Origin of the sequence: Dactylosporangium aurantiacum, assembly GCF_000716715.1 — a bacterium.
Taxonomy (GTDB): domain Bacteria; phylum Actinomycetota; class Actinomycetes; order Mycobacteriales; family Micromonosporaceae; genus Dactylosporangium; species Dactylosporangium aurantiacum.
In genome coordinates, this window is the sequence record NZ_JNYJ01000021.1 from 66754 (window position 1) to 92949 (window position 26196).

The 26196-nt window shown below is 74.3% G+C and carries 23 protein-coding genes and 1 pseudogene; 14 read left to right on the plus strand and 10 right to left on the minus strand.

Annotated features, from left to right (window positions below; all coding sequences use genetic code 11):
- Positions 1-37: 37 nt before the first annotated feature.
- Positions 38-793 carry a M23 family metallopeptidase gene (locus OP18_RS23120; protein ID WP_033361093.1) on the minus strand — a complete coding sequence of 252 codons (756 nt, stop codon included), beginning with the start codon at positions 791-793 and terminating at the stop codon, positions 38-40.
- Between the two features lie 440 nt (positions 794-1233).
- The gene (locus OP18_RS23125) at positions 1234-2001 is read right to left on the minus strand and encodes an AraC family transcriptional regulator (protein ID WP_211273642.1); all 768 of its coding nucleotides are present in this window, start codon (positions 1999-2001) and stop codon (positions 1234-1236) included.
- A 67-nt stretch (positions 2002-2068) separates the two neighbouring features.
- On the opposite strand from OP18_RS23125, the gene OP18_RS23130 reads away from it, so the two are divergent.
- Positions 2069-2632, plus strand: a complete 564-nt coding sequence (locus OP18_RS23130; protein WP_033361094.1) for a TIGR03086 family metal-binding protein — start codon at positions 2069-2071, stop codon at positions 2630-2632.
- Between the two features lie 111 nt (positions 2633-2743).
- Here the strand turns inward: OP18_RS23130 and OP18_RS23135 are convergent, their stop codons facing one another.
- Both OP18_RS23135 and OP18_RS23140 read right to left on the minus strand, forming a co-directional pair.
- On the minus strand, positions 2744-4399 hold the full coding sequence (locus OP18_RS23135; RefSeq protein WP_033361095.1) for a protein kinase domain-containing protein: 1656 nt from the start codon (positions 4397-4399) through the stop codon (positions 2744-2746).
- A gap of 116 nt (positions 4400-4515) precedes the next feature.
- Positions 4516-5046, minus strand: a complete 531-nt coding sequence (locus OP18_RS23140) for a MarR family winged helix-turn-helix transcriptional regulator (protein ID WP_033361096.1) — start codon at positions 5044-5046, stop codon at positions 4516-4518.
- A 96-nt stretch (positions 5047-5142) separates the two neighbouring features.
- On the opposite strand from OP18_RS23140, the gene OP18_RS23145 reads away from it, so the two are divergent.
- Entirely contained in the window at positions 5143-5784 is a 642-nt protein-coding gene (locus OP18_RS23145) for an FMN-dependent NADH-azoreductase (protein WP_033361097.1), read from the plus strand.
- Positions 5785-5837: 53 nt separating this feature from the next.
- Here the strand turns inward: OP18_RS23145 and OP18_RS23150 are convergent, their stop codons facing one another.
- Positions 5838-6233, minus strand: coding sequence for a MerR family transcriptional regulator (locus OP18_RS23150; protein ID WP_033361098.1), 396 nt, complete (start codon positions 6231-6233; stop codon positions 5838-5840).
- Positions 6234-6270: 37 nt separating this feature from the next.
- Here OP18_RS23150 and OP18_RS23155 point away from each other — a divergent pair.
- Positions 6271-7047: pseudogene (locus tag OP18_RS23155) on the plus strand (sporulation protein); the annotation flags it as partial.
- 80 nt (positions 7048-7127) lie between these two features.
- A complete protein-coding gene (locus tag OP18_RS55435; protein WP_081971028.1) occupies positions 7128-7829 on the plus strand; it encodes a bifunctional nuclease domain-containing protein in 702 nt (233 codons plus the stop codon).
- Between the two features lie 187 nt (positions 7830-8016).
- Here OP18_RS55435 and OP18_RS23165 read toward each other — a convergent pair whose 3' ends face one another.
- Both OP18_RS23165 and OP18_RS23170 read right to left on the minus strand, forming a co-directional pair.
- Entirely contained in the window at positions 8017-9417 is a 1401-nt protein-coding gene (locus OP18_RS23165; protein ID WP_033361267.1) for an SDR family NAD(P)-dependent oxidoreductase, read from the minus strand.
- A gap of 410 nt (positions 9418-9827) precedes the next feature.
- Complete coding sequence (locus tag OP18_RS23170; protein ID WP_052387174.1) at positions 9828-10985, minus strand: MFS transporter; 1158 nt, start codon at positions 10983-10985, stop codon at positions 9828-9830.
- 85 nt (positions 10986-11070) lie between these two features.
- Here OP18_RS23170 and OP18_RS23175 point away from each other — a divergent pair, with 85 nt between their 5' ends.
- From OP18_RS23175 to OP18_RS23200, 7 genes are all read left to right on the plus strand, one after another.
- A complete protein-coding gene (locus tag OP18_RS23175; RefSeq protein WP_033361100.1) occupies positions 11071-12372 on the plus strand; it encodes an NAD(P)/FAD-dependent oxidoreductase in 1302 nt (433 codons plus the stop codon).
- A gap of 112 nt (positions 12373-12484) precedes the next feature.
- Positions 12485-13282 carry a lytic polysaccharide monooxygenase gene (locus OP18_RS23180; RefSeq protein WP_033361101.1) on the plus strand — a complete coding sequence of 266 codons (798 nt, stop codon included), beginning with the start codon at positions 12485-12487 and terminating at the stop codon, positions 13280-13282.
- Entirely contained in the window at positions 13279-13878 is a 600-nt protein-coding gene (locus tag OP18_RS23185) for a DUF305 domain-containing protein (RefSeq protein ID WP_052387175.1), read from the plus strand. Before OP18_RS23180 ends, OP18_RS23185 begins: the two co-directional genes overlap by 4 nt.
- Positions 13879-13963: 85 nt before the next feature.
- The gene (locus OP18_RS57470; protein ID WP_156089708.1) at positions 13964-14110 is read left to right on the plus strand and encodes a hypothetical protein; all 147 of its coding nucleotides are present in this window, start codon (positions 13964-13966) and stop codon (positions 14108-14110) included.
- A gap of 120 nt (positions 14111-14230) precedes the next feature.
- Positions 14231-14476 (plus strand): hypothetical protein, encoded by a 246-nt coding sequence (locus OP18_RS23190; RefSeq protein ID WP_033361102.1) that lies wholly within the window; start codon positions 14231-14233, stop codon positions 14474-14476.
- A gap of 106 nt (positions 14477-14582) precedes the next feature.
- Entirely contained in the window at positions 14583-15659 is a 1077-nt protein-coding gene (locus OP18_RS23195) for a glycoside hydrolase family 18 protein (protein ID WP_033361103.1), read from the plus strand.
- A gap of 38 nt (positions 15660-15697) precedes the next feature.
- Positions 15698-16960 carry a hypothetical protein gene (locus tag OP18_RS23200; RefSeq protein WP_033361104.1) on the plus strand — a complete coding sequence of 421 codons (1263 nt, stop codon included), beginning with the start codon at positions 15698-15700 and terminating at the stop codon, positions 16958-16960.
- Between the two features lie 192 nt (positions 16961-17152).
- On the opposite strand, the gene galE is transcribed toward OP18_RS23200, so the two are convergent.
- The 3 genes from galE to OP18_RS23215 are packed head-to-tail and all read right to left on the minus strand — an operon-like array spanning position 17153 to position 20334.
- The gene (galE, locus tag OP18_RS23205; protein WP_033361105.1) at positions 17153-18145 is read right to left on the minus strand and encodes a UDP-glucose 4-epimerase GalE; all 993 of its coding nucleotides are present in this window, start codon (positions 18143-18145) and stop codon (positions 17153-17155) included.
- The gene (locus OP18_RS23210) at positions 18142-19659 is read right to left on the minus strand and encodes an LCP family protein (protein ID WP_052387176.1); all 1518 of its coding nucleotides are present in this window, start codon (positions 19657-19659) and stop codon (positions 18142-18144) included. The genes galE and OP18_RS23210 overlap by 4 nt, the downstream gene beginning before the upstream one ends.
- Positions 19660-19707: 48 nt before the next feature.
- Positions 19708-20334 (minus strand): hypothetical protein, encoded by a 627-nt coding sequence (locus OP18_RS23215; protein ID WP_156089709.1) that lies wholly within the window; start codon positions 20332-20334, stop codon positions 19708-19710.
- On the opposite strand from OP18_RS23215, the gene OP18_RS61905 reads away from it, so the two are divergent.
- The 3 genes from OP18_RS61905 (at position 20315) to OP18_RS23230 (ending at position 24408) form a co-directional block, all read left to right on the plus strand.
- Positions 20315-21874: a hypothetical protein gene (locus tag OP18_RS61905; protein ID WP_156089710.1), complete on the plus strand. Its 1560-nt coding sequence runs from the start codon at positions 20315-20317 to the stop codon at positions 21872-21874. The genes OP18_RS23215 and OP18_RS61905 overlap by 20 nt on opposite strands.
- A gap of 364 nt (positions 21875-22238) precedes the next feature.
- Positions 22239-23360 carry an endo-1,4-beta-xylanase gene (locus tag OP18_RS23225; RefSeq protein ID WP_052387177.1) on the plus strand — a complete coding sequence of 374 codons (1122 nt, stop codon included), beginning with the start codon at positions 22239-22241 and terminating at the stop codon, positions 23358-23360.
- Positions 23361-23382: 22 nt separating this feature from the next.
- Entirely contained in the window at positions 23383-24408 is a 1026-nt protein-coding gene (locus tag OP18_RS23230) for a glycosyltransferase (RefSeq protein WP_052387178.1), read from the plus strand.
- Positions 24409-26196 lie beyond the last annotated feature (1788 nt).

Genomic DNA, 26196 nt, shown 5'->3' on the forward strand with positions numbered 1-26196 from the left:
CGCTGCCGCCGGGCTGGTCAGTGCGGTCGCGGGCGGGTCACGGGTTGACGAGCGGCTTGGTCGGGCAGCCGTGCTGGCGCTGCCACTGCTCGACGTCGGCGACCGGGGACTTCGCGGTGCCGGCCTTCCACGCGTCGAGGTAGGCCCACGGCCAGATCACTCCGCGCCGCGTCCACCAGTCGCCGGTCTTCTGGCACGCCGGGGACAGGCCGAAGTGGATGTGGCAGGCGCTCGCGTCGCCGGTCCGGCCGACCTTCGCCACCGGCTGGCCCGCCCGGACCGGGGTGCCCGCCTCGACGCCCTGGTCGATCGAGGAGAAGTGGGACATGTAGTAGCGCACGCCGTCGCCGCCGAGGATCGACACGGACAGGCCGCCGCGGGTCGCTCCGTCGTTGACCTTCGCCTGGTACGTATCGGTCCGCGTCACCTCGAGGACCGTGCCGTCGACCGGTGACACCGCGGTGAGGCCGCAGGCGGCGATGATGTCGCTGGCCGGGTAGTCGTGGTGGGTGCGGCTGTAGGAGGCCTTGCCCTGCACCGGGAACGCGTGCTTGACCGCCTGCCCGCCGGACGCGGCGCCGGCCGGGCCGCCGGGGGACGCTCCGGCGGCGGTGCCGCTGGCGCCCGGCGACGGTGGGAGGCCCGACGGGTCGTCGGTGACCTGCCGCCCCGGCGAGGAGGACGCGCCGGGCGTCGTCGAGGTGCTGGTCGGGTCAGGGTCGCCGCCGCAGCCGGCGACGCCGAGCGCCACCAGCACGACGACACCCGCAAGCCTGGTGCGCAGCGCAAACATCGCCCGCCACCCTACGCCCTGCCCGCCACCACCCGCACCGCGGCGCCTCGCCGGCCATGCCCGCACCACCCCGCCCCGGCCCGGGGCGGGGGTGCGGGCCCTGGGGCGCCTCGACGCCCAGGATGGTCGGCGCCGCACCGGGCGGTCAGCAGCCGGCGCCGCGCCCGGCCACACGCTCACCGGGGGCGCCCCGACCGGCCGGGCAGCCAGCGGCCCGAGCCAGGCACTCAGCAGCGGACCCTGCGCCCAAGCCAGGCAGTCATTGCCCGAGCCAGGTGGTGACCAGCAGGCGCCCCATTCGGCCAGGCTGCCAGCGCCGAAGCTGGGCGGTCAGCAGCTGGCGGTGCGCCGGACCGGGCGGCTCAGCAGCGGGGCGCTCCACCCGGTCAGGCGGCCAGCACCCGAGCCGGGCGGTCAGCAGCCGTGCCCGCGTCCGAAGGTCAGTAGCGGGCGGCGTACGCGGTCGGGGGTTCGCCGAACATCGCGGTGAAGTCCCTGCTCAGGTGGGCCTGGTCGACGTAGCCGAGGTCGGCGGCGAGGCCGGCCCAGTCGACCGGGGCGCCCGGCGCCGCGGCCAGGGCGTCGGTGACCTCCTGGAGGCGGAGGCGGCGCAGCAGCCACTTCGGGCTCGCCCCGACGTGTTCGGCGAAGAGGCGCTGCATGCGGCGTACGCCGACACCGCACACGACCGCGAAGTCGTCGACGCGGCGCAGGTCAGGGGTCTGCGACGCGTGCCGTACCCAGGTGGCCACCTCGTCGCCCGCCGGGTCGGTCGGGAGCCGGGCGGTCAGGAACGCGTCCACGGCGGCCGTCCCGGCGGGCCCGGCGGTGGCGACGGTGGGCAGGTCGGGGCCGAACACGTCGGCGGCGGGGACGGTGCGGTCGGTCAGGGTGCTGACGGGGGCGCCGAGGAAGCGGCGGAACGTCCCGGGCACGAACGCGACCCCGAGCACGCCGCCGGCGCCGGACAGGACGCGGTGGAAGTGGCGGCGGTGGACGCCGCGCAGGACCGGGGCGCCGTCGGTGGGGAACGTCAGGTGGACGGCCGGGGTCGGCGGGAGCAGCTGCCGGTACGCGGGCTGGCCGCGCAGGTCCCAGCGGGCCCACCAGTAGCGGGCGACGACGCCGGTCAGGGGTGGGGGCGCTGCGGCGGCGCCGTGGTGCTGGAACGCCGACCACGCGCCGGACAGCTCCCTCGGGTCGCGCACGGGATCACACCCTAGCCGTCGCGTTTGTCCAAGACCGGGGCGCGGCGGGGCGCCTACCGTCGGCGGGATGGACGGACATCAGCTCATCGGTGCCGCCGCGGCGGTGGCCGGGAAGATCGTGGACGAGGTCGGTTCGCTGGACGCGCCGACGCCGTGTGCCGGGTGGGACGTGCGGGCGCTGGTCAACCACCTGCTGCAGTGGGGGCCGTCGCTGGTCGCGGCGGCGCGGAAGGAGGCGCTGGAGCCTGGGCAAGAGGTCGACCGTACCGGCGGCGACTGGCGGGCCCGGCTGCGTGCCCAGGTCGACGGGCTCGCCGCGGCGTGGGGTGACCCGGCGGCGTGGCGGGGTGTCACCAGGATGGGCGGGCCGATGGAGCTGCCCGCGGACCTGGTCGGTGGGATGGTCCTCGGTGAGCTGGTCCTGCACGGCTGGGACCTGGCCCGCGCGGCGGACGTCGACCCGCACTGGGACGACGCGCTGCTGCTGCGGGTGTACGACGAGGTCGCCCGCTCCGCGGAGCTGGGCCGCCAGATGGGCGTGTACGCCGCTGAGGTCCCGGTGCCCGCCACCGCGCCGACCCTCGCCAGGGTGCTCGGCCTCAGCGGCCGCGACCCGCGCTGGACCCCGTGACCCCGCGACCACCCTGACCCGGCGCTGCCCCGACGGGACGGCCACCCCGGCGCGGCGGCCAACCCGGCGCGGCGGCCAACCTGACCCGGCGCCGCGTGGCCGGGCCGCCGGTCACTCGCCGGTCGGGGACATCGACGGTGACGGCGACGCGGACGCTGACGGAGCCGGCGACCCGGACGGCGACGGCGAGCCCGACGGGGACGCGGACGCCGACGGTGACGCCGACGCGGAGCCCGACGGCGACGCGGACGGGCTCGCCGGCGCCGACGTCGACGGGCGGCCGGAGGTCGGGCGGGTCGCCGGCGGGCGGGTCGTCGGCTGGGTCTGCGGGTGGGTCGTGGTGGTGGTGACGACCGGCGGTGCGGGCGCCTGGGTCGTGGTCGTGGCGGCCGGCACACCGCTGGCGGCGGCCGCCGCGGTCTGCACCGACCCGCTCGACGGTGGTCGCCCTTCCGCCTGGTGCTGGCCGAGGGCGGCGACCGCGGCGAACGACACGATCCCCGCGACGGCGGCCCCGACGGCCGCCCGCACCGCCCACCGCCGCCCCCGCACGGCCGGGGCCGCGCCGGAAGCATCGGCGCCGTCCGACGCCACGCCGTACATGCCCGACGCCACGCCGGAAACGTCCGACGCGCCGGAGACACCCCGCGCCCCGCCCCGGCGTGACGACGCGCCCCGGCGGAACGGACCGGTGCCGCGATGCGCCCCAGCGGCAGCGGCGGCGGGCGCGGCTGAACGGGCCGAGCGCAGGTCGACGAGGGTGACGTCGTTGAGCGCCGCCGCGGACCGGGACCGCGACTGTGCCCCGAACGGCAGCCGGCCCAGCACGATCCTGGTGTGCGCCGCGGACCGGGCGCCGAGCTCGGTCGCGGGCCTGATCCACGGGCGCAGCACCCCGCCGACGGCGGCGGCACCGCCGGCGCCGAGGCCGAACCCGGAGCCGTCGGCGCGGCGCAGCCGCACCGGCGGGAACGCCCGCGGCAGGACCGACGGCCGGCGCGCCGGGTTCGGCCGCCCGGCGGACGCGGCCCGGCCGGCGAGGGTGGTGGCGTCGTCGTCGGTGGACAGCGTGTACCAGGCGGGCAGGTCGACCCGGGTGCCGGCGATGCGGGCGAACGTGAGGGCCGCCTCGTCGCTGCCGGGGCGCAGCGCGGGGTCGCGGTGCGCGCACCGGTCGATCAGGGCGGCCAGGTCGGCGGGCACGGCGGTGTCGGCGGCGGGCCCGTCGGCGTGCGGTGCGGCGAGGGCGGCGCGCAGGAGGTGGCCCAGGTCGTACACGTCGTGGCTGACGTCGTGCGGGTCGTCGCCGCGGCGGTCGGTGAACCCGAACACCTTCGCGCCGACGTCGGTGAGGGCGATCTTGGCGGCGGTGAGCGCGCCGTGGGTGACCCACTGGCCGTGGGCGTGGGCGAGGGCGGCGCCGACCTGGGCGCCGACGCGGGCGGCCTCGTCGGGGGTGAGGGGGCCGTGGCGGAGCCGGTCGGCGACGGTGCCGCCGTCGACGTGTTCCATGACCACGTACGGCACGTCGCCGCGGCCGGGCAGCTCGACGGTGCCGACGTCGTACACGGCGGCGACGTTGGCGTGGGTGAGCCGGGCGGCGGCGCGGCCCTCGGCGAGGAACAGGTCGGCGAGCTCGGCGCGGTCGGCGCGCAGGAGGCGGACCGCGACCTGGCGGCGCAGGAGCTCGTCGTGGCCCTGCCAGACCTCGCTGGTGGCACCGGCGCCGATCAGCCGCTCGAGCCGATACCGGCGTTGCAGCATCATCGCGACCCGACGTTCCTCACTGCTCGACCAGTGGTCCGCTCCAAGTATGCCGACCTCATGACGTCAGACGCGGCAATGAGACCAGAACGTTGTCACCGCATCGCCCACCGTGGCGTCTAGGGCTTGCGGCGGCGGGTGCGGGCGGTCGGTGGGACGTCGGTGAGCTCCTCGACGACGGTGCAGGCGTCGGCGACGGGGTCGTGCTCGTCGACGCGGGTGGCGACCTTGCGCAGCAGATCGCGGAAGAGGGCGCGTTCGGGCTCGGCGAGGGCGCTCAGGACGCGGGTCTCCACGTGGGCGAGCTTGCCCTGCAGCTCGCACATGGTGGCGCGGCCGGCGTCGGTGGCGACGATGCGCCGGGCGCGGCGGTCGGCGGGGTCGGGCCGGCGCTCGATGAGGCCGGCCTGCTCCAGGTCGTCGAGCAGGTAGGTCATGACGGTGCGGTCGACGCCGAGTTTGTTGGCCAGGGCGAGCTGGGTGCCCTCGGCGCCGGCGACGGCGGCGGCGAGGACCTGGTAGCCGCGGGGGCCGCCGGGGACGCCGGCGATGACGTTGCCGGCGCCCTTGGCGTAGGCGCGCAGCACGACGCCGAGTGCCCAGCCGAGGTCCGACTGGAGCTCGTCGTGGACCTCCGGCGCCTGCGTCATGCCCGCAATGATAAGCGGCTCACTCACTCTTGCGGGAAGATGTTCTGCGATGCAGACTTTCTGCGAAACAGCCTAACTCCTGAGGGGGACCGCACCATGCACCTGTTCCGACTCGACGCGAGCGTCCGCACCACCGGATCCGTGAGCCGCGCGCTCGCCGACACCGCCGAGCAGGCGTGGCTCGCCGAGCACCACGACGCCGTCGTCACCCGGCGTGACCTGGGCGTCCAGCCGCTGCCGTCGGACGCGTGGACCGCCCTGGCGCGCGCCGCCGTCGACCCGGCCGCGCCACCCGCCGACGACGCCCGGGACCTCGTCGACCGGCTCGGCGCCGAGCTGCTCGCCGCCGACGCGTTCCTGTTCGCGGTGCCGCTGTACAACTGGAACCTGCCGGCGCAGGTCAAGACCTGGATCGACCTGGTGCTCATGCACCCGCGGCTGGGCCTGCAGGGTGACCGGCCGCTGGCCGGCAAGCCGGCCGTCCTCACGCTGAGCCGGGGCGGCGGCTACGGACCGGGCACGCCGAAGGAGGGCTGGGACCACGTCACGCCGTACCTGCGCCGGATCCTGGGCGAGGTGTTCGGCCTGGACCTGCACGTCGCCGAGGCCGAGCTGACCCTCGCCGACGTCACGCCCGCGATGGCGCCGCTGCGCGGGCTCGCCGCCGAGTCGCTGCGGACCGGGCACGCGAAGGCCGCCGAGCACGGCCAGCGGGTCGCCGAGCTGATCCGGGTCTGACCCGCCCGCCCGCCGCGGTCACCGTACGGCCGGCGCCGCGCCGTGCGACACCGCTACATCGGCGGCAGGCTGCCGGTGACCTCGATGGCGGTGGTGATCAGCGACTGCAGGCGGGCGGTGAGGGCGAGCAGCAGCTGGTGGGCGGCCGGGCCGGAATGGGCGGCCGCCTCCCGCAGCGTGTCCAGGTCGACCTGCAGCTGCGTCAGCTGACCCGGCAGGTCGCCCTGCCCCGGGCCGAGGGCCACCGCCATGTCGGCGAGGCTCACCCCGTTGGCCTCCAGGGCCCTGATCGCCGCGATGCGGTCGACGCAGTCGGCGCTGTAGAGGCGGAAGTTGCCGGCGGTGCGCTCGGACGGCTCGATCAGGCCGAGCCCGGTGTAGAAGTCGACCGTGCGGGTGGACACGCCCGCGAGGTTCGCCAGCTCCCCGATCCGCAGCAGTCTGGACATCAGCCAACCCTACAGCGTCGCGTGTTAGTCTCCGCGAATGGTCTTCAAGAGCCTGCGTCGCGCACTCGGTGTCGGTGGTCCGACCGTCGACACCGTCCTGGACAGCCCCGACGTGCAGCCGGGCGGTTACGTCTCCGGTCAGGTCCGCTTCGCCGGCGGCGACCACGAGGTCGAGGTCGAGCGGATCGTCGTCGCGCTGCAGACGCGGGTCGAGGTCGAGGGCGCCGACAGTGAGTACGACGCGACCGTGGAGTTCCAGCGCCAGCAGCTGACCGGCGGGTTCCGCCTCGGCCCCGGCATGCAGCACGCGGTGCCGTTCCAGCTGCCGGTGCCGTGGGAGACCCCGATCACCCACATGTACGGCCAGCGCCTGCACGGCATGACCATGGGCGTGCGCACCGAGCTGGAGGTCGCCCGGGCGCTCGACAAGGGCGACCTCGACCCGATCAACGTGCACCCGCTGCCGGTGCAGGGCGCCATCCTCGACGCGTTCGGCCAGCTCGGCTTCCGGTTCAAGGCCGCCGACCTGGAGCGCGGCCACATCCACGGCGTGCACCAGACGCTGCCGTTCTACCAGGAGATCGAGTTCTACGCGGCGCACCAGTACGCCAGCCGCATCAACGAGGTCGAGGTCACCTTCGTCACCGACCCGCACGGCACGCAGGTCATCATCGAGTTCGACAAGCGTGGCGGGTTCATCAGCGAGGGCCACGACACGATCAGCCGCTTCCAGGTCGGTCACGCGCAGGCGGCGGGCGTCAACTGGCCCGCCCAGGTCGACGACTGGGTGCGGCAGGCGACGCAGCGGCGGGGCTGGCATTTCTGAAAGCGAGGCGTCGCCCGGTACCGTTAGCGGCACATCAAAGTTGACCGTCGGACACGGGAGGCCCGGGGATGCGAGAGCTCGTCGTCGTTGGTGTGCGGGCTCAGACCTGGCAGAGCCGTCCGATGGTGCTGCTCAAGGATGAGCAGACCGGCCGCCACCTGCAGTTCGCGGTCGAGGGCGGCCCGCGCGACCTGGTCGAGCCGGTCAGCGCCGAGCTGTTCCAGCGGGCGCTGACCGCACTGGGCGCCCCGCTGCGCGCGATCGAGGTCGTCGCCGCGCACGGCCCGTTCCAGCTCATCCTCGGCGACGGCATCCGGGTGCCCGCCGCCCCCCTCGAGGCGATCGCCCTGGCCCGGCACTGGCGGGTCCCGATCATCACCAGCGAGGAGCTGCTGGCCCAGGCGTCCGTCGCCGCCCCCGAGGGCGCGACGCAGCCCCTCGACCTGACCGCCCACATGGAGAAGCTCCCGTCCGGCCGGGCCACCCTGCTGATCCGCAAGGGCGCCGAGGCGGGCGCCGAGTTCGCCCTGGACGGCGAGGTCTGCCGCTGCGGCCGCGACTCCGCCAACCAGATCGTCCTGGACGACAACACGGTCTCCCGCAAGCACGTCGAGTTCCACCGCAACCCGAGCGGTTTCGGCTACTCGACCCTCGACCTGGGCAGCCTCAACGGCACGTATGTCAACGGTGAGCGGGTCAAGAGCGCCACGCTGAAGGACGGCGACGAGGTCCAGGTCGGCAAGTTCACCCTGTCGTACCAGCTGCGCTGACGCGCCCGGCCCGTCGGATGGCTCCCGGATGATGCCGGTTCGCGGCGCTGCCTTTCGCCGGTGAGCCGGACGGCGTGCGTGCCGCCCGCCGACCCACCGTGCCACGCCTGCCGCGCCCGGCTCCGGCGCCCCGGCACCACCCCGACCCGGGCCCGGCGCCGGCCGGCGGGCCGGCGCCGGGCGTCGATCACCACGCGGACGGGTTGTAGTCCTTCAGGAAGCAGCCGTACAGATCCTCGCCCTGCTCGCCGCGGACGATCGGGTCGTAGACGCGGGCGGCGCCGTCGGTGAGGTCGAGGGGAGCGTGGAAGCCCTCCTCGTGCAGGCGCATCTTCGTGGGGTGCGGTCGCTCGTCGGTGATCCAGCCGGTGTCCACGGCCGTCATGAGGATGCCCTCGGTGAGCATCTCCTCGGCGCTGGTGCGGGTCAGCATGTTCAGGGCGGCCTTGGCCATGTTCGTGTGCGGGTGACCGGGGCCCTTGTACCGGCGGCTGAACTGGCCCTCCATCGCGGACACGTTCACCACGTACTTGCGGCGGGCCGGGGACGCGGCCAGGGCCGGGCGCAGGCGGCTGACGAGGATGAACGGCGCCGTCACGTTGCAGAGCTGGACCTCGAGCAGCTCGAGCGGGTCGACCTCGTGGACGCGCTGGGTCCAGCTGTTGATCTCGGCGAGGTCCGGGACGAGCCCGCCCGCGTCGATCGCGGTGAGGGCGGCGATCCGCTCCGGGGTCGCGGACCGGCTGGTCAGCGCGAGCGCGGTCAGGGCGTCCGGCGGGATCAGCGGCGACGAGCCGGCCTCGAGGGTCAGCTCGGCATGCGGGTCGGCCTTGTGGAACGTCAGCGTCTCCGGCATCGGGCCGTCGAGCTCGACCGGCACGGACTCCGCGGCGACCAGGTGCGAGTAGGAGCCCGGGGCCCGCTTCACCGTCTGCGCGGCGTTGTTGATGAGGATGTCGAGGGGGCCCTGGGCGGCGACGTCGTCGGCGAGCGCCACGACCTGGGCCGGGTCGCGCAGGTCGATGCCGATGATGCGCAGCCGGTGCAGCCAGTCGGCGCTGTCGGGCATCGCCGCGAAGCGGCGCACGGCGTCGTTCGGGAAGCGGGTCGTGATCGTCGTGTGGGCGCCGTCACGCAGCAGGCGCAGCGCGATGTACATGCCGATCTTCGCGCGGCCGCCGGTCAGCAGGGCCCGCCGGCCGGTCAGGTCCGTGCGGGCGTCGCGGCGCTGCCGGTTGATCCTGGCGCACGACGGGCACAGCTGGTGGTAGAACGCGTCGACGTCGACGTAGCGCTCCTTGCACGTGTAGCAGGAACGCGCCCGCAGCAGGCGGCCCGCGGTCGCGCCGGCGGTCGGTGAGACCAGGGCGATGCCCTGCGTCTCGTCGTCGATCCGGCCGGGCGCCCCGGTGGCGGTGGCCGCGGTCACGGCCCGGTCCGCCTCGGTGATCGCGGCTCGCCGCTCGCTGCGCCGCTGCCGTTTGACGCTCTTGTACAGATGTGACGTCGCCCGCCGGACCCGCTGGACGTCCGGGTGGTCGGGCGGCAGGTCCTGCAGCTCCTCGAACACGGCGAGGCAGATGGCCATGCGCTCCGGGTCGACGCCCGGGCCGAGGTCCTCGGGGTCCGCGGCGTCGCTGGCGAAGGCGTCGTCGAAGACGCCGGCCAGCTCGTCGGAGGGCTGCGCGGCCCGGGGAGCAGGGGTGGAGACGAGGGTGGGGTCGTGCGGGGTCACCCCGGAACTGTACGCGAAATGCCGAACGGGCCCGGGTGGCACCGTTGCCGCCCCGGACCCGCCGCTGCCGCGACGTCCACCGTCCCCCGTTGTTCCAACCGGTGGCCGCCGCGCTGCTTTCGACACTAGCCAGTAAACCTGATTTTCCGGTTATTTCGGACAAATACGGTGCCCTGCGCTCGAACGTGTCGAGAGACGGGACCGACCGGACACACCGGCCGAGCCGACCACGACCACGGCGACGGCGACGGCGCGCCCGCGGGTCAGCCGGTGGTGGCCCGCACGTGCCTCGCCAGGGGCACCAGCAACGGCGCCGCGACGATGATGACCAGCGGCGACAGCAGGAACCCGATCCGCGGGCCGGTGGTGGCGTCCAGGATCGCGCCGTCCACCGCCGCCCCCGCCGCGGCGCCGACGGAGAACGCGGTGGCCACCCAGGCGAACGCCTCCGCCGCGGTGCCCACCGGGGCGATCCGGTCGACGGTGACGAACGTCGCGGCGAGGAACGGCGGCAGGAACAGCCCCGAGACCACGGCCAGGAGCAGCAGCAGTACCGGCGAGGACGGGGTGAGCAGCAGGGGCGCGTAGCCGAGGCCGAGGCACCCGGCCAGCAGCGGCAGCCGCCGCCCGTCGACCTTGACCCGGGTGTTGACCAGGCCGCCGATGAGCGCGCCGGTCGCCTGCGCGGCGAGGATCCAGCTCGACCAGCCGCGGCTGCCGACGGACTCCGCGTAGTCGATCACGGCGACGGGCAGGCTGCCGACGCCGGCGCCGACGAGGACGACCGCGACGAGCAGCAGCCGCAGCCGCCCCGAGCGCAGGGCGCCGGCCCAGTGCCGCTCGGCGTGCTCGCCGCGCCAGCCGCGCACGACCGGGGTGCTCACGTACCAGAGCGTGCCGAGCAGCTGCAGACCCGCCGTCACCAGCAGGCCCGCCGCCGGACCGGCGAGCGCGACGGAGGCGCCCGCGACGAGCGGCCCGAAGATGAAGATGAGCTCCTGCACCGCGATGTCCAGGGTGTACGCGGTGGGCACGTGCTCCTCGTCGAGCAGCGTGCGCCACAGCACGCGCAGCCCGGCCTCGAACGGCGGCGCGCCGAGCCCGGCGAGCAGCACGGCGAGCAGCGCCGCCCACAGCGGCACCCCGGAGGCGAGCAGCAGGAACCCGGCGGTGGACACGGCGGCGCCGGCGAGCATCACCGGCGGCTGCCGGAACCGGTCGGCGACGCGGGCGAGGACCGGCCCGCCGACCGCGATCCCGGCCGTGTACACCCCGACGAGCGCGCCCGCGGCGCCGATCGACAGTGTCTCGCGGGCGAAGAGCAGCAGCGCGACGGGCGCCGCGCCGAGCGGCAGCCGGCCGAGCGTGCTGGCGGCGAGGACCCGGGCGACCTGAGCGGTCCGCAGCACGACGGTGAGCATGGCAGCGATCATGCGCGGCGGGCGTGAGCCGCGTCGACACGGGTACCGGCGGCGTGACGCTCATGACCTGAAGCTGGAGGCGAGGATGGCACCGCACATCGTGGTGGTCGGCGGCGGGTTCGCGGGGTTTCACGCGGCCAGGCGGCTGGCCCGGATGTCCCGCGGCCGCGCGCGGATCACGCTGCTCAACCCGACCGACTACTTCCTGTATCTGCCGCTGCTGCCGCAGGTGGCGGCGGGCGTGCTGGAGCCACGGCGGGTGACCGTGTCGCTGCCGGCGGCGCTGCCCGGGGTGCGGCTGGTGCTCGGCGAGGCGACGCACGTCGACCCCGAGCGGCACGAGGTGTGCTACCGCGACCCGGACGGCGACGAGCGGCGGCTCGGCTACGACCGGGTGGTGCTGGCCGCCGGCAGCGTCAACAAGCTGCTGCCGATCCCCGGCCTGGCCGAGCACGCGCACGGTTTCCGCGGCGTGCCGGAGGCGCTGTACCTGCGCGACCACCTGATCCGGCAGGTCGAACTGGCGGCCGACACGGGCGACCCGGCCGAGCGCGCGGCCCGGCTCACGTTCGTGGCGGTCGGCGCCGGCTACACCGGCACCGAGGTCGTCGCGCACTGCCAGCTGGCCGTACGCGACCAGCTGCGCCACTACCCGGAGCTCGCCCACGAACGGGTCCGCTGGATGCTGCTGGACGTCGCGCCGCGGGTGCTGCCGGAACTGTCGCCGCGGCTGTCGCGCATCGCCGACCGGGTGCTGCGCGAGCGGGGCGTCGAGGTGCTCACCGGCTGCTCCGTGGCCGAGGCCCTCGCCGACCGGGTCCGGCTCACCGACGGGCGGAGCGTGCCGACCCGCACCCTCATCTGGTGCGTCGGGGTGCGGCCCGACCCGCTGATCGAGGACCTGGGGCTGCGCACGGAGCAGGGCCGGCTCGTCGTCGACGAGTACCTGACGGTGCCCGGGTACCCGGACGTGTTCGCCTGCGGCGACGCCGCCGCCGTGCCCGACCTGACCAGGCCCGGGCGGCTGACCCCGATGACGGCCCAGCACGCGGTGCGGCAGGGCGCCGTCGTGGCGCACAACGTGGCGGCGTCGTTCGGCATCGGGCGGCGGCGCCGGTACAAGCACCGCGACCTCGGGTTCCTGGTCGACCTCGGCGGCCCCGACGGCGCCGCGAACCCGCTCGGCCTGACGCTGTCCGGCTGGCCGGCGAAGTTCCTCACCCGGGGTTACCACCTGCGGTCGCTGCCGGGCAACCGGCGTCGGGTCGTCGCCGACTGGGTCCTGGACGCCGTGGCCGGGCGGCCCGCGGTCGAGCTGGGGCTGGTCCCCGGCGCGCACGTGCCGCTGGACACCGCGGCCCCGGAGCGGATCTCCGTGCCGACTTAACGCCGCCATAAATACGCGTTAGGCCGGATTTGCAAATCGCAGAAGGGCTCGTTAAGCGCCGCTCCGATACGTTTTCCGCACCCGCGAACAATGGTGTGGAAGGTGTCTGCGAATGCGTAGGTCCGTGCTCTATCCGCTGGTCGCCCTGGGTGCGGCGGCCGGATCCCTGTGGTTCGGCTCGCCCGCCTCGGCGCACGGATACGTGTCGTCGCCACCGAGCCGGCAGGCGTTGTGCGCGCAGGGGAAGGTGGCCGACTGCGGTCCCATCCAGTACGAGCCGCAAAGCGTCGAAGGGCCGAAAGGGCTCAGGTCGTGCAACGCGGACAAGCCGGAGTTCGCGGTGCTGGCCGACAACAGCCGCAACTGGCCCGCCACGCAGGTCGGCACGTCGGTGACGTTCAACTGGGTGCTGACCGCCCGGCACGCGACCAGCACCTGGGAGTACTTCATCGGCGACACCCGCATCGCGCAGTTCAGCGACGGCGGCAGGCAGCCGAACGCGACCGTGTCGCACCAGGTGAGCCTGGCCGGCTACTCGGGGCGGCAGACGGTCCTCGCGGTGTGGAACATCGCCGACACGGTGAACGCCTTCTACAACTGCGTCGACCTGCAGATCGGCGGCGGCGGTACGGGCACGCCGACGCCGAAGCCGACCGCCACCGCGCCGAAGCCGACGGCCACGGCGACCACCCGGCCGACCCAGACGGCGACCGCCACGGCCACGCCGACGAAGGCACCGACCACCACCGCACCGCCGCCGCCGAGCGGCGCCGCGTGGGCCGCCGGGGTCACGTACCGCACCGGCGACACCGTCACCTACGACGGCCGGCGGTACCAGTGCCGCCAGTCGCACACGTCGATCTACACGTGGGAGCCGATCTACACCCTCGCCCTCTGGCTGCCGGTATGAGCGCCATGACCCGGTTCCGCGGCGCCGGCGCGGTGCTGCTCGCCGCGGTCGTGCTGCTCGCCGGCTGCAAGGACGTCAACCGGCCGGCGGCGGCCCCGGCGCCGCAGGGTGTCGCGGCCGTCGCCGAGGGGCCGCACAACGCCTACGACGTGCTGTTCCTGCAGATGATGATCGGCCACCAGCGGCAGGGCCTGGAGATGCTGCGGCTCGGCCGGGCCAAGGGCGTCCGCGAGGACGTGGTCAACCTCGCCGGCGCGATCGACGTCACCGAGGCCGAGGAGGTCGACCGGATGACCGGCTGGCTCACCGGCTGGAACGAACCCGCCACCGGCACCGACGACCACAGCGGCCACGCCACGCACGGCGGGCAGCCGGCCACCGGCGAGGAGCAGCTCAAGGCGCTGCGCGACGCGTCGGGCGCCGACTTCGAGACGAAGTTCCTGAACCTGCTCATCGCCCACCAGCACAACGCGGTGGAGATGGCGCAGCAGCTCAAGACCAACGGGCAGAACGCGACCGTGAAGCAGTTCGCCGAGCGCATCGAGCTGTCCCGCACCCAGCAGATCCGGCAGATGCTGGTGCTGGTCAGCGGCTGACGATCGGCGCCGGCATGTTCGAACGGGCCGGACGAGGGGAAACAGATCCTCGTCCGGTCTTTTCGTCTGTTGTGAGGTGAACGAGATGGCATCGTCGGAGGCCATGAGCCGCTGCCCGGTGTGTGGTGCGCGGGTCCACGTCAACGCCGGCACCCCGACGCCGGCGCACCAGCCCGACGGCGTCACGGGCGCCGCGACCCAGTGCGACGGCACCGGCCAGCCCTCGCGCTGACCTGGGCGCCGTCCCCTGTGCCGACCCGGATGCCGGGTTCGCCGGGTGATCCGCCGCACGCAGGCATTTCACCCGTTTTGTGCAGCGGCCGGCGGCGGTACCGGCGGCACGATCGTCGGCATGTTGCGCCTCGACCCTGACAGCGTCCTCGTCAAGACCGCCGCCGAACTGCAGACCCGCCACCTGGAGCGGGACCCCGACGACCCGGCCCGCTGCGGCGCGTGCGGCGCCCTGCTGCCCTGCCCCGTGGAGGCGGCCGCCGCGCTCGTCTGCCGCGCCGGTGGGCTGTGGCTCGAGGGCGACACCATCGTCGACGCCCTCGAGCCGCCGACCCAGCTGCTGGCGATCCTGCCCGCGCCGGTGTAACGGAATCGGGCCCCAGATCGCTCCGCGCCGCGGCGATGTACAGCCGTCCGACGTTACGGTTAGGCTTCTTTCCAGATCGATGCCCATGCGGTCGAGGGAGCCCTCCATGCGCCGGATCCTGACAGCGTTCGCCCTGCTCGCCGCCCTCCTCGTCGCCCCCGCCGCGCCGGCCGCGGCAGCGGTCACCCCGGTGCAGGTGTACGGCGCCTGGCACTGCGGCAACGACTTCTGCACCTGGGGCACGACCCGGACGGTCGCCGAGTTCGACACGCAGAACCACTGGCTCATCGACCGCGGCGACGGCCGCCCGTCGGTCAACGTCGTCGTGCTCAGCTTCGTCGACCCGGCGAAGCTGCTGCACCTCACCGACGACGCCACCACCGTCGACGGGATCCCGCGCGGCATCACCCCGGAGATCGTCGGCTACTTCACCAGCCGCGGCATCCGCGTGATGCTGTCGATCGGCGGCATCACGTACACCGACGCCTGGAACGCGGCCCTCGCCGAGAACGCCGCCCAGTTCGGCCGCAACGCCGCCGACGCCGCCCGCCGGCTCGGCGTGGGCATCGAGATCGACTACGAGGAGAACACCTCGCCCAACCTGACCGGGCTGCAGGCGTTCATCGACGCGTACCGGGCGGTCCTGCCGTACGACGCGACCGGGGCGAACCCGGCGGCCCGGCTCACCATCGACGTGGCCGCCGGCGACCGCTGGCTCATCGCGCTGAACCGCAAGGCGACCGCCGACTGGCTGCGCACCGACCGCCCGGTCCTCGACTACGCCAACGCGATGGTGCCGGCCCGGCCGGCGTCCGCGAGCTCGGCCGTGGCCGACTGGCAGGAGCACATCGACGGCAAGTCGAACTACTCACCGCCCGTGCCGCCGCTCGCACCGGCGAAGTTCACCGCCGGGCTGTACGTCGCCTACGGCAACCGCCCACTGCCCGAGTGCACCGACTACGCCACCTCGCTGCAGCGCGCCACCGGCACGTTCGTGCAGTCCGCGGCGCCCAACGGCGCGGGCACCACGGCCGGCCTGCTCGGGTACATGTTCTGGGCGGCCGAGCGGCCCTCCACCCGCGGCATCGGCACCGTCCCGCCGAACACCTGCCAGGGCGGCACGGGCGCCGGCGCCACCGCGTACCAGATCCAGATCCCGATGCCGGCGCTGCGGCAGAGCTGACCGTCGCGGCGCGACCGGCGCCGTGTAGAACAGACGCCATGGACGCGAAACGGGTGCAGGGCATCGGATTCGCCGCGGCGATGGGGGCGGCCGCCGGCGCGGCCCTCACCGCACACCGCGGCCCGCGCGGCGCGGTGCGGGGCGCCCTGCTCGGCGCCGCCGCCCTCGCGGCGGTCGACACGGTGGCCCGGGCCAGGCAGCGGCCGGACGAGATCCCCGCCGTCTGGTCCAGGATCGCGGCCAGCGGGGCGATCGCCGCCCCGGCGGGCTGGGTCGCCGGCAAGGCGGGCGCGAGCCCCCTCGCCGTCGGCGTGGCCGGCGGCGCGATCGCCGGGGCGATGGGGATCCGCCCGGAGAAGGTCGCGCTCGGCCCCGTCGTCGGGCTCGCCGTCGGTGCCGCCCTGCGCGGCCGGCCGCCGGCGCAGGTCGCCGCGGCGAGCGTGGTCGCGTTCCGCACGCTGTCCCAGCTGCTGTTCCGCGAGCCGCAGGTGACGCTCGTGGCGGGCAAGGCGCCGGCCGGGCGGCTGCCGTTCGTGGTGCCGCTGGAGGCGCGGACCCGCTACGTCGGCACCGGCTACGTGCGGGCCCTCGCCGAGGCGACCGGCGGCGTCTACCGGGAGGCCGCCCCGGACGTCGGCATCGTCGCGTCCCTGGACGCGCTGCACGGCCCCGACTTCGACCCGGCCGCCGTCGACCCCCTCGTGCGCGAGTTCTACGAGCACACCACCCGCTTCACGCTCGACATCGTGCCCCGCTGGCGCCCCTGGGTCCGGCCCGGATATCTGCTGTACCGCACCCTCGTCGCCCGCCCGCTCGGCCAGGCGAACGTGCCGATGAACCTGCGCGAGGCGCAGCAGGGCGTGCACAGCCGCATCGACACGATCAGCGACCCCGACACCGCCGTCGTGTCGACCCGCGGCTGGATCCGCAGCTACGCCACCACCGGCGAGCCCATCTACGTCGGCGTCTACACCACGTACCGCCACGACGACCGCGGCTACGTCAGCGTCGGCTTCCCGTTGCCGCAGGCCAACTTCACCGCCACCCTCGCACCCCGCCAGCGCCCCGACGGCGGCCTGCGCCTCACCAGCCGCGGCGACGGACAGACCGGCCACTACCTCAGCTACATCGACCCCACCAGCCGCGACCTGTCCACGCTCGCCGTGCACGGCTTCACCGAATCCCTCGACGTGTACGTCACCGCCGGCGAGCTGCGCGCCGACCACGCGTTCACCCTGTTCGGCCTGCCGTTCCTCACGCTCGAGTACCGCATCACCCGCAAACCCGCGGCGGACCGCTGACATCCCTCGGACCCGCCGTGCGCTGCGGCGCCGCACCACGACCAGCCTGCTGCGGTGGGACCACGGGGCACCTCCGGCGTGCCGGCATCGCTGTCTCGCCGGCACGTGGCAACCCGACCGGCGCATCGCACCGACCGCCGACCGGCGTCACCGTGCCTGACTGCGGTGCCGGGCCCGGCGGTCGGGAGCCGGTCAGTCGCCGAGGACGGACGGGCGGGCCTCGATCCAGCGCAGGGCGTCGCGGATGCCGTCCTGCAGGGTCAGTGTCGGGCGCCAGCCGAACAGGGCGTGGGCGCGATCCCAGCGGGCGTAGCCGCCCGGGACGTCGCCCTTGCGGCGGGCGGCGGGTTCGACCGGTACACGCACACCGCTGACCTCGGCGAACGCCTCGACCATCTCCAGGACGGTGCAGCCGGCACCGGAGCCGAGGTTCGCGGCGACGAAGCTGCCCGGCGGGCACACGGCGTCGAAGCCGCGGACCGCGGCGACGTGGGCGCGGGCCAGGTCCCACACGTGGACGTAGTCGCGGATGCCGGTGCCGTCGCGGGTCGGCCAGTCCACGCCGGTGACGGTGAGGGGCGTGCCGGTCTCGGCGGCCTCGATGAGCCGGCCGAGCAGGTGCGTCGGGCGCCTGGTCTGCAGGCCGGTGCGCAGCCGCGGGTCGGCGCCGATCGGGTTGAAGTAGCGCAGCGCCAGCGCGCCCAGGCCGAACGCCTCGGCGCTGTCGCGCAGGATGTCCTCCAGCATCGCCTTGGTGCGCCCGTACGGGCTGCTCGGCGCGGCGGGCAGCGACTCGTCGACGACGAGGGAGTCGGTCTGGCCGTACACGGCGGCGGTGGAGCTGAAGATGATGCGGCGGCAGCCGTTGCGGACCAGCCCGTCGACGAGCTCGACCGACTTGGCGACGTTCTCCCGGTAGTACCGCAGCGGCTCGCGGACCGAGTCGGGCACGACGATGAGCGCCCCGCAGTGGATCGTGACGGCGATGTCCGGATGGTCGTGGAACACCTTGTCCAGCAGGACCTGGTCGGCCATGTCCCCGATGTACGCCTCCCGGCCCGTCAGGAACGCCTCGACCCCGGTGCTCAGGTTGTCCAGGACGATCGGGGTGATCCCGTCGTCCAGGCAGGCCGAGGCGATGCTGCTGCCGATGTACCCGGCGCCGCCGACGATGAGCACCTTCACGTGCTGACCCAGTCCGGGTGGGCGGCGACGAACGCGTCCAGGGTGTCGTTCTTCGCCGCGGCGTACATCTCCAGGCTCGTCGCGGACGTCGCCTCGTACGACCGGCCACCGATGACCTCGGTGGTGAACTTGCCGCCGTTGGTCTTGAGCATCGTCAGGTTCGCCGGGCGCAGGCCCTTCAGCGTGAAGATCCAGTCGAGCAGCGAGACATTGTTGCCGTCGAACGTCACCGAGTTGCCCAGTGCCCGCAGCGCCCGGTCGGTGCCCAGCGGGTCGCTGAGCATGCCCGACGCGGTGAGCTTGCCGGCCAGGGCGGACAGCAGCTGCTGCTGGTGGCGCTGGCGGCCGTAGTCGCCGTCCGGGATCAGCTCGCGCTGCCGCACGTAGTCCAGGGCCTGCCAGCCGTTGAAGTGCTGACACCCGACGTGGTACACCTGCGCCCGCACCCCGGGCTGCTTCTCCGCGTGGGCGAAGTCGGGCGCCATCAGGATGTACGGCACCTTCCGGTTGCCCTGCGCGTCCCAGCCGACGTGGATGGACGTCACTTCCTCGTCGACGCACATGTCGACCCCGCCGAGCGCGTCGACCACGGCGGTGAGCCCCTGGAAGTTCACGATGCCGCCGGCGTTGAAGCTCAGCCCGGTCAGCTTCTGCACGGCGAGGCTGAGCAGCTCGAACCCGCCGCCGCGCCCGCCCCCGTTGCGCCACCCGACCGAGAACGCCGCGTTGATCTTGTCCATCCCGCCGGAGTAGCGGCTCTTCGGGTACGCCGGCAGCTGCACCCTGGTGTCGCGCGGGATCGACAGCAGGTACGCCTTCGAGTGGTCGGCGTTGACGTGCAGGATGATGATCGAGTCGGAGCGGGCACCGGCGCCCGGGTCGTCGTCCTGCTCGTCGATGCCGACCAGCAGGATGTTGAGGGGCCCTTCGATGAGGGCGCGGCCGTCCTCCTGCTTGGTGGTCGGCGCGGGCACGGCGGCCGCGCCGAGCAGGGGCTCCTGGTGGACGCTGTGGTCGTAGCGGCGCACGAGGAGCGCGGCGGCACCGACCGCGGCGCCGGCGAGCACGACGAGGACGACGGCGGTGACGGTGAGGACGCGCAGCCACCGCCGCCGGCGCCGCGGCGGGACGGCGTCTTCGGCGGTGTCGGTCGCGGCTTCGGCGTCGGCGGCGCCCATGGTCGCCACGGCGGGCTGATCGGCGTCTTCGGGCTGATCGGCGTCTTCGGGCTGATCGGCGTCGACGGTGGCGTCCGTGGTCGAGGCTGCGGGCTGATCGGTGTCTTCGCCAGCGGTGGTGTCCGTGCCGTCGGCGGCCGTCACGCCGTCCGGGTGATCCGTGTGATCCGGCTCGTCGGTCGCCGGTGCCGTGTCGACGTCGTCCGCGGCTGCCGCGGCCTTGGCCTTGTCCGCGGCCGGCGCCGGATCGGCATCGGCCGCACCGGTCGTGGCCGGCGTCGACCCGGTGTCGTCGGGGTCGGCGCCGGCCGGTGCCGCGTCGTTGGCCGTCGTCATGCGGCGGAGTCTATAGCGGGCGCCGCGGGCGCATGGTCCGCCTGAAAATCACGGGGTCTGGGACCGGATGTCGTTGGCGGCCTTCAGGACGAGCTCGTGGTCCTTGTTCGGCGAGTTGCCCTGGAAGATGACCACCCACTCCAACGGCGCACCGGCCGATTTACCGAAGTAGTGGACCATCGTGAACTGCTGGCGCCCGTCGCCGTAGTCCACGTTGCCGAACTTGGTCACGGGGTCCTTGGTGGTGAGCGTCACGTCCGGCTTCCACGGCGTCGTCGTCTCCAGCTGCGCCTGCTCGGCCTCGTCGCACTGGTTCGCACAGCGTCGCACCACGATCGCCATCACCGTGTGCGCCGGGTTGACGCCGCGGTTGCAGTTGTACGCCTTGTAGTTCGGCTCACCGACCCAGAACTCACAGGTGACGTCAGCCGCGGTGCGGAACGCGAACGGCCAGTTGCCGAAGTCCCACGTCTTGGTCTGGTCCCCGGGCTGCCAGGTGCCGCCGAGCACGCTGACCGGCGCCGCCGAGGTGTTGAACACCGGCAGGACCTCGGTCGGCGACGGCGACGGGCTCGGGCTCGCCGGCCCGCTGGAGGCCGCCACGGTCGGCGTGCCCTTATCGTTGTTGAGCACCAGCCACGTGACGCCGCCGCCGATGAGCAGCAGGAGGACCACCGCCGCCGCGATGTACGCCACGGTCCGCCCGGCCCCGCGGCGCGCCCGCTGCTGCGAGGGCCACTCGCCCGGCTGGGGCAGTGGCGGTACCGCTGCCGAGGCGTCATCGGCAGGTGGGCTCGGCTCGTCCCAGGACGGCCACGACGTCGCCGGCGGTGCCTGGCGGGCCACGGGGTTGCCGGGCACGTATACGGCCTGCACCGGTTCGGCCGCGGGCGGCGCCACCGGATCCTGCCCGGCCGCCGGGACGGTGCCGGCCGGCTGCTGCTGCGCCGGCGCAGCCACCTGGGTCCACCCGGACGGCTCCCGCGGCGGCGGTGGCGCCCACGGCGCGACCGGCCCCGGCTCGACCGCCGGCCACACATCAGCCGGCGCAGCCTCGGCCGCGGCAGGCGCCGCCGACACGGGCTGCGCGGGGGCGGCGGACACAGGCTGCGCGGGGGCAGCCGACACGGGCTGCGCCGGAGCCGCGGACACGGGCGGCGACGACACCGACGCCACGGGCGGCGTCTGCACCACAGGCCAGTGCGGCGACACCGGCGGACCCGACACCGGCGGGCTGGACGCGGACGGCATCGACACGGGCGGACCCGACACCGGCGGCGTGTACGCGGGAGGACCGGACGCCGGCGGCGTGTACGCGGGAGGACCGGACGCCGGCGGCGCCGACACGGACGGCATCGACACCGGCGGCACGGACGCGGGAGGACCGGACGCGGGAGGACCGGACGCGGGAGGACCGGACGCGGGAGGACCGGACGCCGGCGGCGCCGACACCGACGGCATTGACACCGGCGGCACGGACGCGGACGGCATGGACACCGGCGGGCCGGACACCGGCGGGCTGGAAGCGGGCGGCGCCGACACCGACGGCATGGACACCGCGGGCATTGACACCGGCGGGGTCGACGCGGACGGCATGGACACCGCCGGGGGCATCGACACCGGCGGACCCGACACCGGCGGGCTGGAAGCGGGCGGCGCCGACACCGACGGCATCGACACGGTCGGCGGCGGCACCGGCAGCGTGTCCTGCGTCGTCGGCCAGTGCGGCGTCAGCGGCGGCGGCCCGGGCTGCTGCACCGGCTGCTGGTGCGGCACCTGCGGCGCGGGCGGCGACACGGGCGGCGAGGACACGGGCGGCGCCGCGGGCGGCTGCTGCGTCCCGGCCCACTGCGCCGGCACGAACGGCTGCTGCTGCGCTGCCACGACAGGCTGCTGCGGGGGCGCCACAGGCTGCTGCCCCGCGAACGGCGCGGGCGGCGCGGACGGGCCGGACGGCCCGGGCGGCGCGGTCTGCACGGCCTGCGCTGCCTGGGCGACCTGCGCGGCCTGCTGCGGCGTCATCTGCTGCGTCGGCGGCTCGATCGACACCAGGTACTGCACGAACGCGTTGGCCGACACGACCCGCGCCTCGGGCAGGATGGCGATCCACGGCACGGCGCCGGAGCCGTCGTGGCCGAGAACCTCGATCGTCGCGTACGGGCCGCGCAGGGCCCAGTTGACGGCGGCGGCGAACGCGTCGCGGGCCGGCTTGTAACCGGCGATGGCGGTGGGCAGCCCGACCAGGACCGCAGGCCGGCCGGCCGGCGACACCGCGTGCCAGACCTCATACGCAGTGTTGCGATGGATCAATGACAACGGTCGGAACAACGCGCCGCCCTGCTCCGATGGTTGCATCCCCGTCCTCCAAGACGTCCCGCTCCACATGCATTGTGCGGCATCGAAGCCAGGGCACCACACCGAGATCCTGGCCCCGCGTCGACGCAGCCCACGGCACGGTACAGCACCGCGGCGCCGACGTGCGGCCGCGCGCCCGACCCCCGGGTTCACAGACTCCTCGGCTAGGGTGCCATACGGACGTCTATAACGATCGGGGCAGCTTGGCGGTGGAGACGGGGGCGATGCGCAGGCTGGCGATGCATCCGCTCGCCAGGGTCTGGACCTGCGTCACAGTCCTGCTCGCGACGATCGGCGGCGCCTCCGCGCTCTGGTCGCGGTCCGACGGGCCGGGCGCCGTCCAGCCGGCCAAACCGTCCCCGACCGCGGCGGCCGGTGTCGGTGGCGGGCTGCAGCAGCTGGCGAAGCCGTGGCATCTCGACATCGGCACGGCGGTACAGCCGGCGCCGTTCGAACGTGACGAGCGCTACCGCACCACGCTGACCCAGGAGTTCGGCAGCATCACCGCGGAGAGCCAGCTCAAATGGGACGTGCTGCAGCCGGCCGAGGGCCAGTTCGACTGGTCGGGCGCCGACGCGCTGGTCGGGTTCGCCGAGGCCAACGGCATGGCGGTGCGCGGGCACACCCTGGTGTGGCACATGGCGCTGCCGGCCTGGCTGGAGAAGGGCTCGTTCAGCCCCGACCAGCTGCGTGAGCTGCTGCGAAGCTACATTCAGGCGACCGTCGGGCGGTACCGTGGCCGAATCGGCGTCTGGGACGTCGTCAACGAGCCGCTGGCGGACGCGTCGGGGCAGCTCCGCAAGTCCTTCTGGCTCAACGCGCTCGGTCCCGGCTACATCGCCGACGCCCTGCGCTGGGCGCACGAGGCGGACCCGCAGGCCAAGCTGTACATCAACGACTTCGGCGTCGAGAACCTCAACCGGAAGAGCGACGCCCTGTACACGATGGTCGCGAAGCTGCGCGCGGACGGCGTGCCGGTCGACGGGGTCGGCTTCCAGACCCATGTGACCATCGACACGCCGCCCAAGACGCTGCGGGACAACCTGCGCCGGTTCGCCGACCTCGGGGTCGAGGTGGCGATCACCGAACTCGACGTGCGCAGCGCCGGCGCGGCGACCGATACGTCCCGTTCCGGGCAGGCCGTCGTGTACGCGGGGGTCCTGCGCGACTGCCTCGCGGTCCCGCGCTGCGTGTCCGTGACCGTGTGGGGATTCACCGACGCGTACTCGTGGATCCCGCACGCCTACCCTGGCTGGGGCAACGCGTGCCTGTTCGACGACGCGTTCCGGCCGAAGACCGCGTACGGGCAGATCCGGCAGGTGCTCACCGAGGCACCCGGCCGGTGAGCCCCGATCTCGAGGAGCGACAGTGACCGACCTGCCGGGCGCCGGATTGCGCGTGCTGCACGTCACCAACATGTGGCCGGAGGGCGACAGCTTCCGCGGCATCTTCGTCAAGGAGCAGGTCGAGGCGCTGCGCGCGCTCGGCGTCCACGCCGACGTCGAGATCGTCGCGCAGGCCCGTGGCCGGCGTGACTACCTGCTCGCCGCGCCCCGCATCCGCCGCCTCGTCCGCGCCGGCGGCTACGACCTCGTGCACGTGCACCACGGCATGACCGGCGTCGCGACCAGGTTCATCGGCGGCGTGCCGCGCATCCTCAACCTGTACGGCCACGACGTCAACTGGCACTGGCAGCGCTGGATCACCAAGCTCGGCTGGGGCGGGGTGGCCGACAAGGTGTACGTTTCGCGCCGCATGGCCGTCGCCGCCAAGGACCCCGACGGCGAGGTCATCCCCAACGGCGTCGACTTCGACCTGCTGCGCCCCGCCGACCGCCGGGCGCCGCGGGCCGCGCTCGGGTTCGCCGAGCACGAGAAGGTGGTGCTGTTCGGCGGCGTACCGGCGAACTGGGTGAAGGGCCACGACGTGTTCACCGACGTGCTCGCTGAGCTGGCCCGCCGCGGCTGGCCCGTCCGCGAGCTGGTCCTCGCCGAGCCCGGCCAGACCCGCGAGGGCATCGTGCCCAAGTTCCTGGCGGCCGACGTGCTGCTGTTCACCTCGCGCAAGGGGTACGAGGGCTCCCCCACCGTCGTGAAGGAAGCCACCGCGATCAACCTGCCGGTCGTCACCACCGACGTCGGCGACGTGGCCGAGGTCCTCGACGGCGTGCACCCGTCGGCGGTCGTCGAGTTCCCCGAGCCGTGGGGCACTCCGCAGACCCGCGCCCAGCTGGTCGAGGGCCTGGTGGACCGCTGCGTCGAGGTGTTCGAGGCGGGTACCCGCTCCAACGGCCGCGAGGTGAACGCCTGGCTCGACTGGACCGTCATCGGCCGCCAGATCATCGACCACTACCGCCGCGTCCTGAACCCCACCAGCCCGCTCGTCGTCAAGTAGTGGTTCGGTCGCTGGCGGTGATGGCGCTGGACGCGGGGGTGTGCGACCGCGAGGATTGAGGGGTCACGCCTACCGGGGGGAGGCGGCACGTGGCACGAGCGTGTTTCGGTTGGGACGCAACGGATCCGGCCGTGGGGCCGAGCGGCTGGGAGGCTCGCTTCGCCGCACTGGGCGCCGAGCGGCAGCGCCGGCTCGCGGCGAAGGCGCAGCGGCGGGCGGAGTTCGCCGAGGCCCGCGCACACGGCCTCGCAGCCCGCCACGCGACGAAGCTGACCAGGCTGCGCAACGCCCGGCTGGCGGCGGAGCTGGACGCGGCGGCGCATGGTGGTTCCTCGGGCCCCTCGTCAGCCGCACGCGCTCGCCGAGCGACCGCACCGGGCCGTCCCACGAGGCCGGCGGCTGCTGTGGCGTGTGCGCCGACGGACGTGGCCGCCACCGCGGCTTCCAGGCCCGTCACGGCGAGCGACGTCGCGGCGGCACCGGTCTCTCGGGCAACGACGCCGGTTGTGTCGACGCCGGCGCCGGCGCCGCGCACTCCGGCAGCGCGTCGCCCGGTGACCACGCCGAAGCGGGCGGCCGGGAGGTCCGGTCCGCGATCACCTGCGATGGGCCGTTGTGCACGGCGGCAGTCAGCGGCGGCCGGTCCTTCGTCATCCAGCCCGGCGGTCGCCGGCCCTTCTCGTCACCGGCTGCTCCTTGCGGCGCCCGCACTGCACTGCCGCAATCTCCTTGGCGGATCGTGGCGGCTGGGCCGCCGTGTCGGGTTCGGCAGTGTTCGTTCCCGGTGCGCCGCTCGTCCGCCTCCGCCGTCGCACGGGCGCTGATGACCGCTGAAGGGATCGCACGAAGGGAGGGGGCGAGGCCTCCGTACTGACGCTGTGCGGACGTGATCAGGATTGGCCGTCGTGCCGCGATGCGCGGCGGAGCTGCGCGTCCCGACCATGGGGTCCTTCGTCCCACGCCAACGGTGGTGCTGTGCCGTCTCCACGCACGTTCGCACGCAGCATGTGGCGCAGGCAGCGTTCAGCACGCTCGGAAGCCGGGCACGCTCGGAAGCCGGCAAGCGCCAGGCGCGGCGGCCGGTAACCGCTGCACGGCGCGGCCAACCACGGCACGGCCAACCACGGCACGGCCAACCGCAGCGTGGGTGCATTGCGCTCGGGTCGGGGCCGCTGGGGATGGCCTTACAGCCGGCGCCGGCGACGAGGGCTGACCGGGCTGGCGAAGGTCGGGACTCGGCGCTCCCCCACGGCGCTGCCCCACGACGCTGCCCCACGACGCTGCCCCACGACGCTGCCCCGTCGACACGTCCCGGAAGACGGGGTCAGCGGCCTTCGCTGCTCAACGCTCCCTGCTTGTCGGCGGGCGTGTGGTGCCGTGTCCGCTGGCGGCGATCATCGTGGCACCCGCCTCACGGCCGGCCACGGCGCCGATCACAGCGCGGGTGCGCTGCGCTCGGGCCGGGGCGGCTCGGGACGGCTGGACAGACGGCGCCGGGGACGAGGGCTGACCGGACTAGCGAGGGCTGGCGAGGGGTCGGGACTCGACGCTGCCCTACGGCGCTGGACCGCGGTGCTGGTGCACCGCGCTGGACCACGGCGCTGCCCCGCCGCGCTGGCCCACCGTGCTGGTCCCTCGACACGCCCGGAAGACGGGGTCAGAGGCATCGCTGGTCAACGCTCCGTGCTGGTCGGCGGGCGTGTGGTGCCGTGTCCGCTGGCGGCGATCATCGTGGCATCCGCCTCACGGCCCACCACGGCGCAGCCGACCACAGCGCCGGTGCGTTGC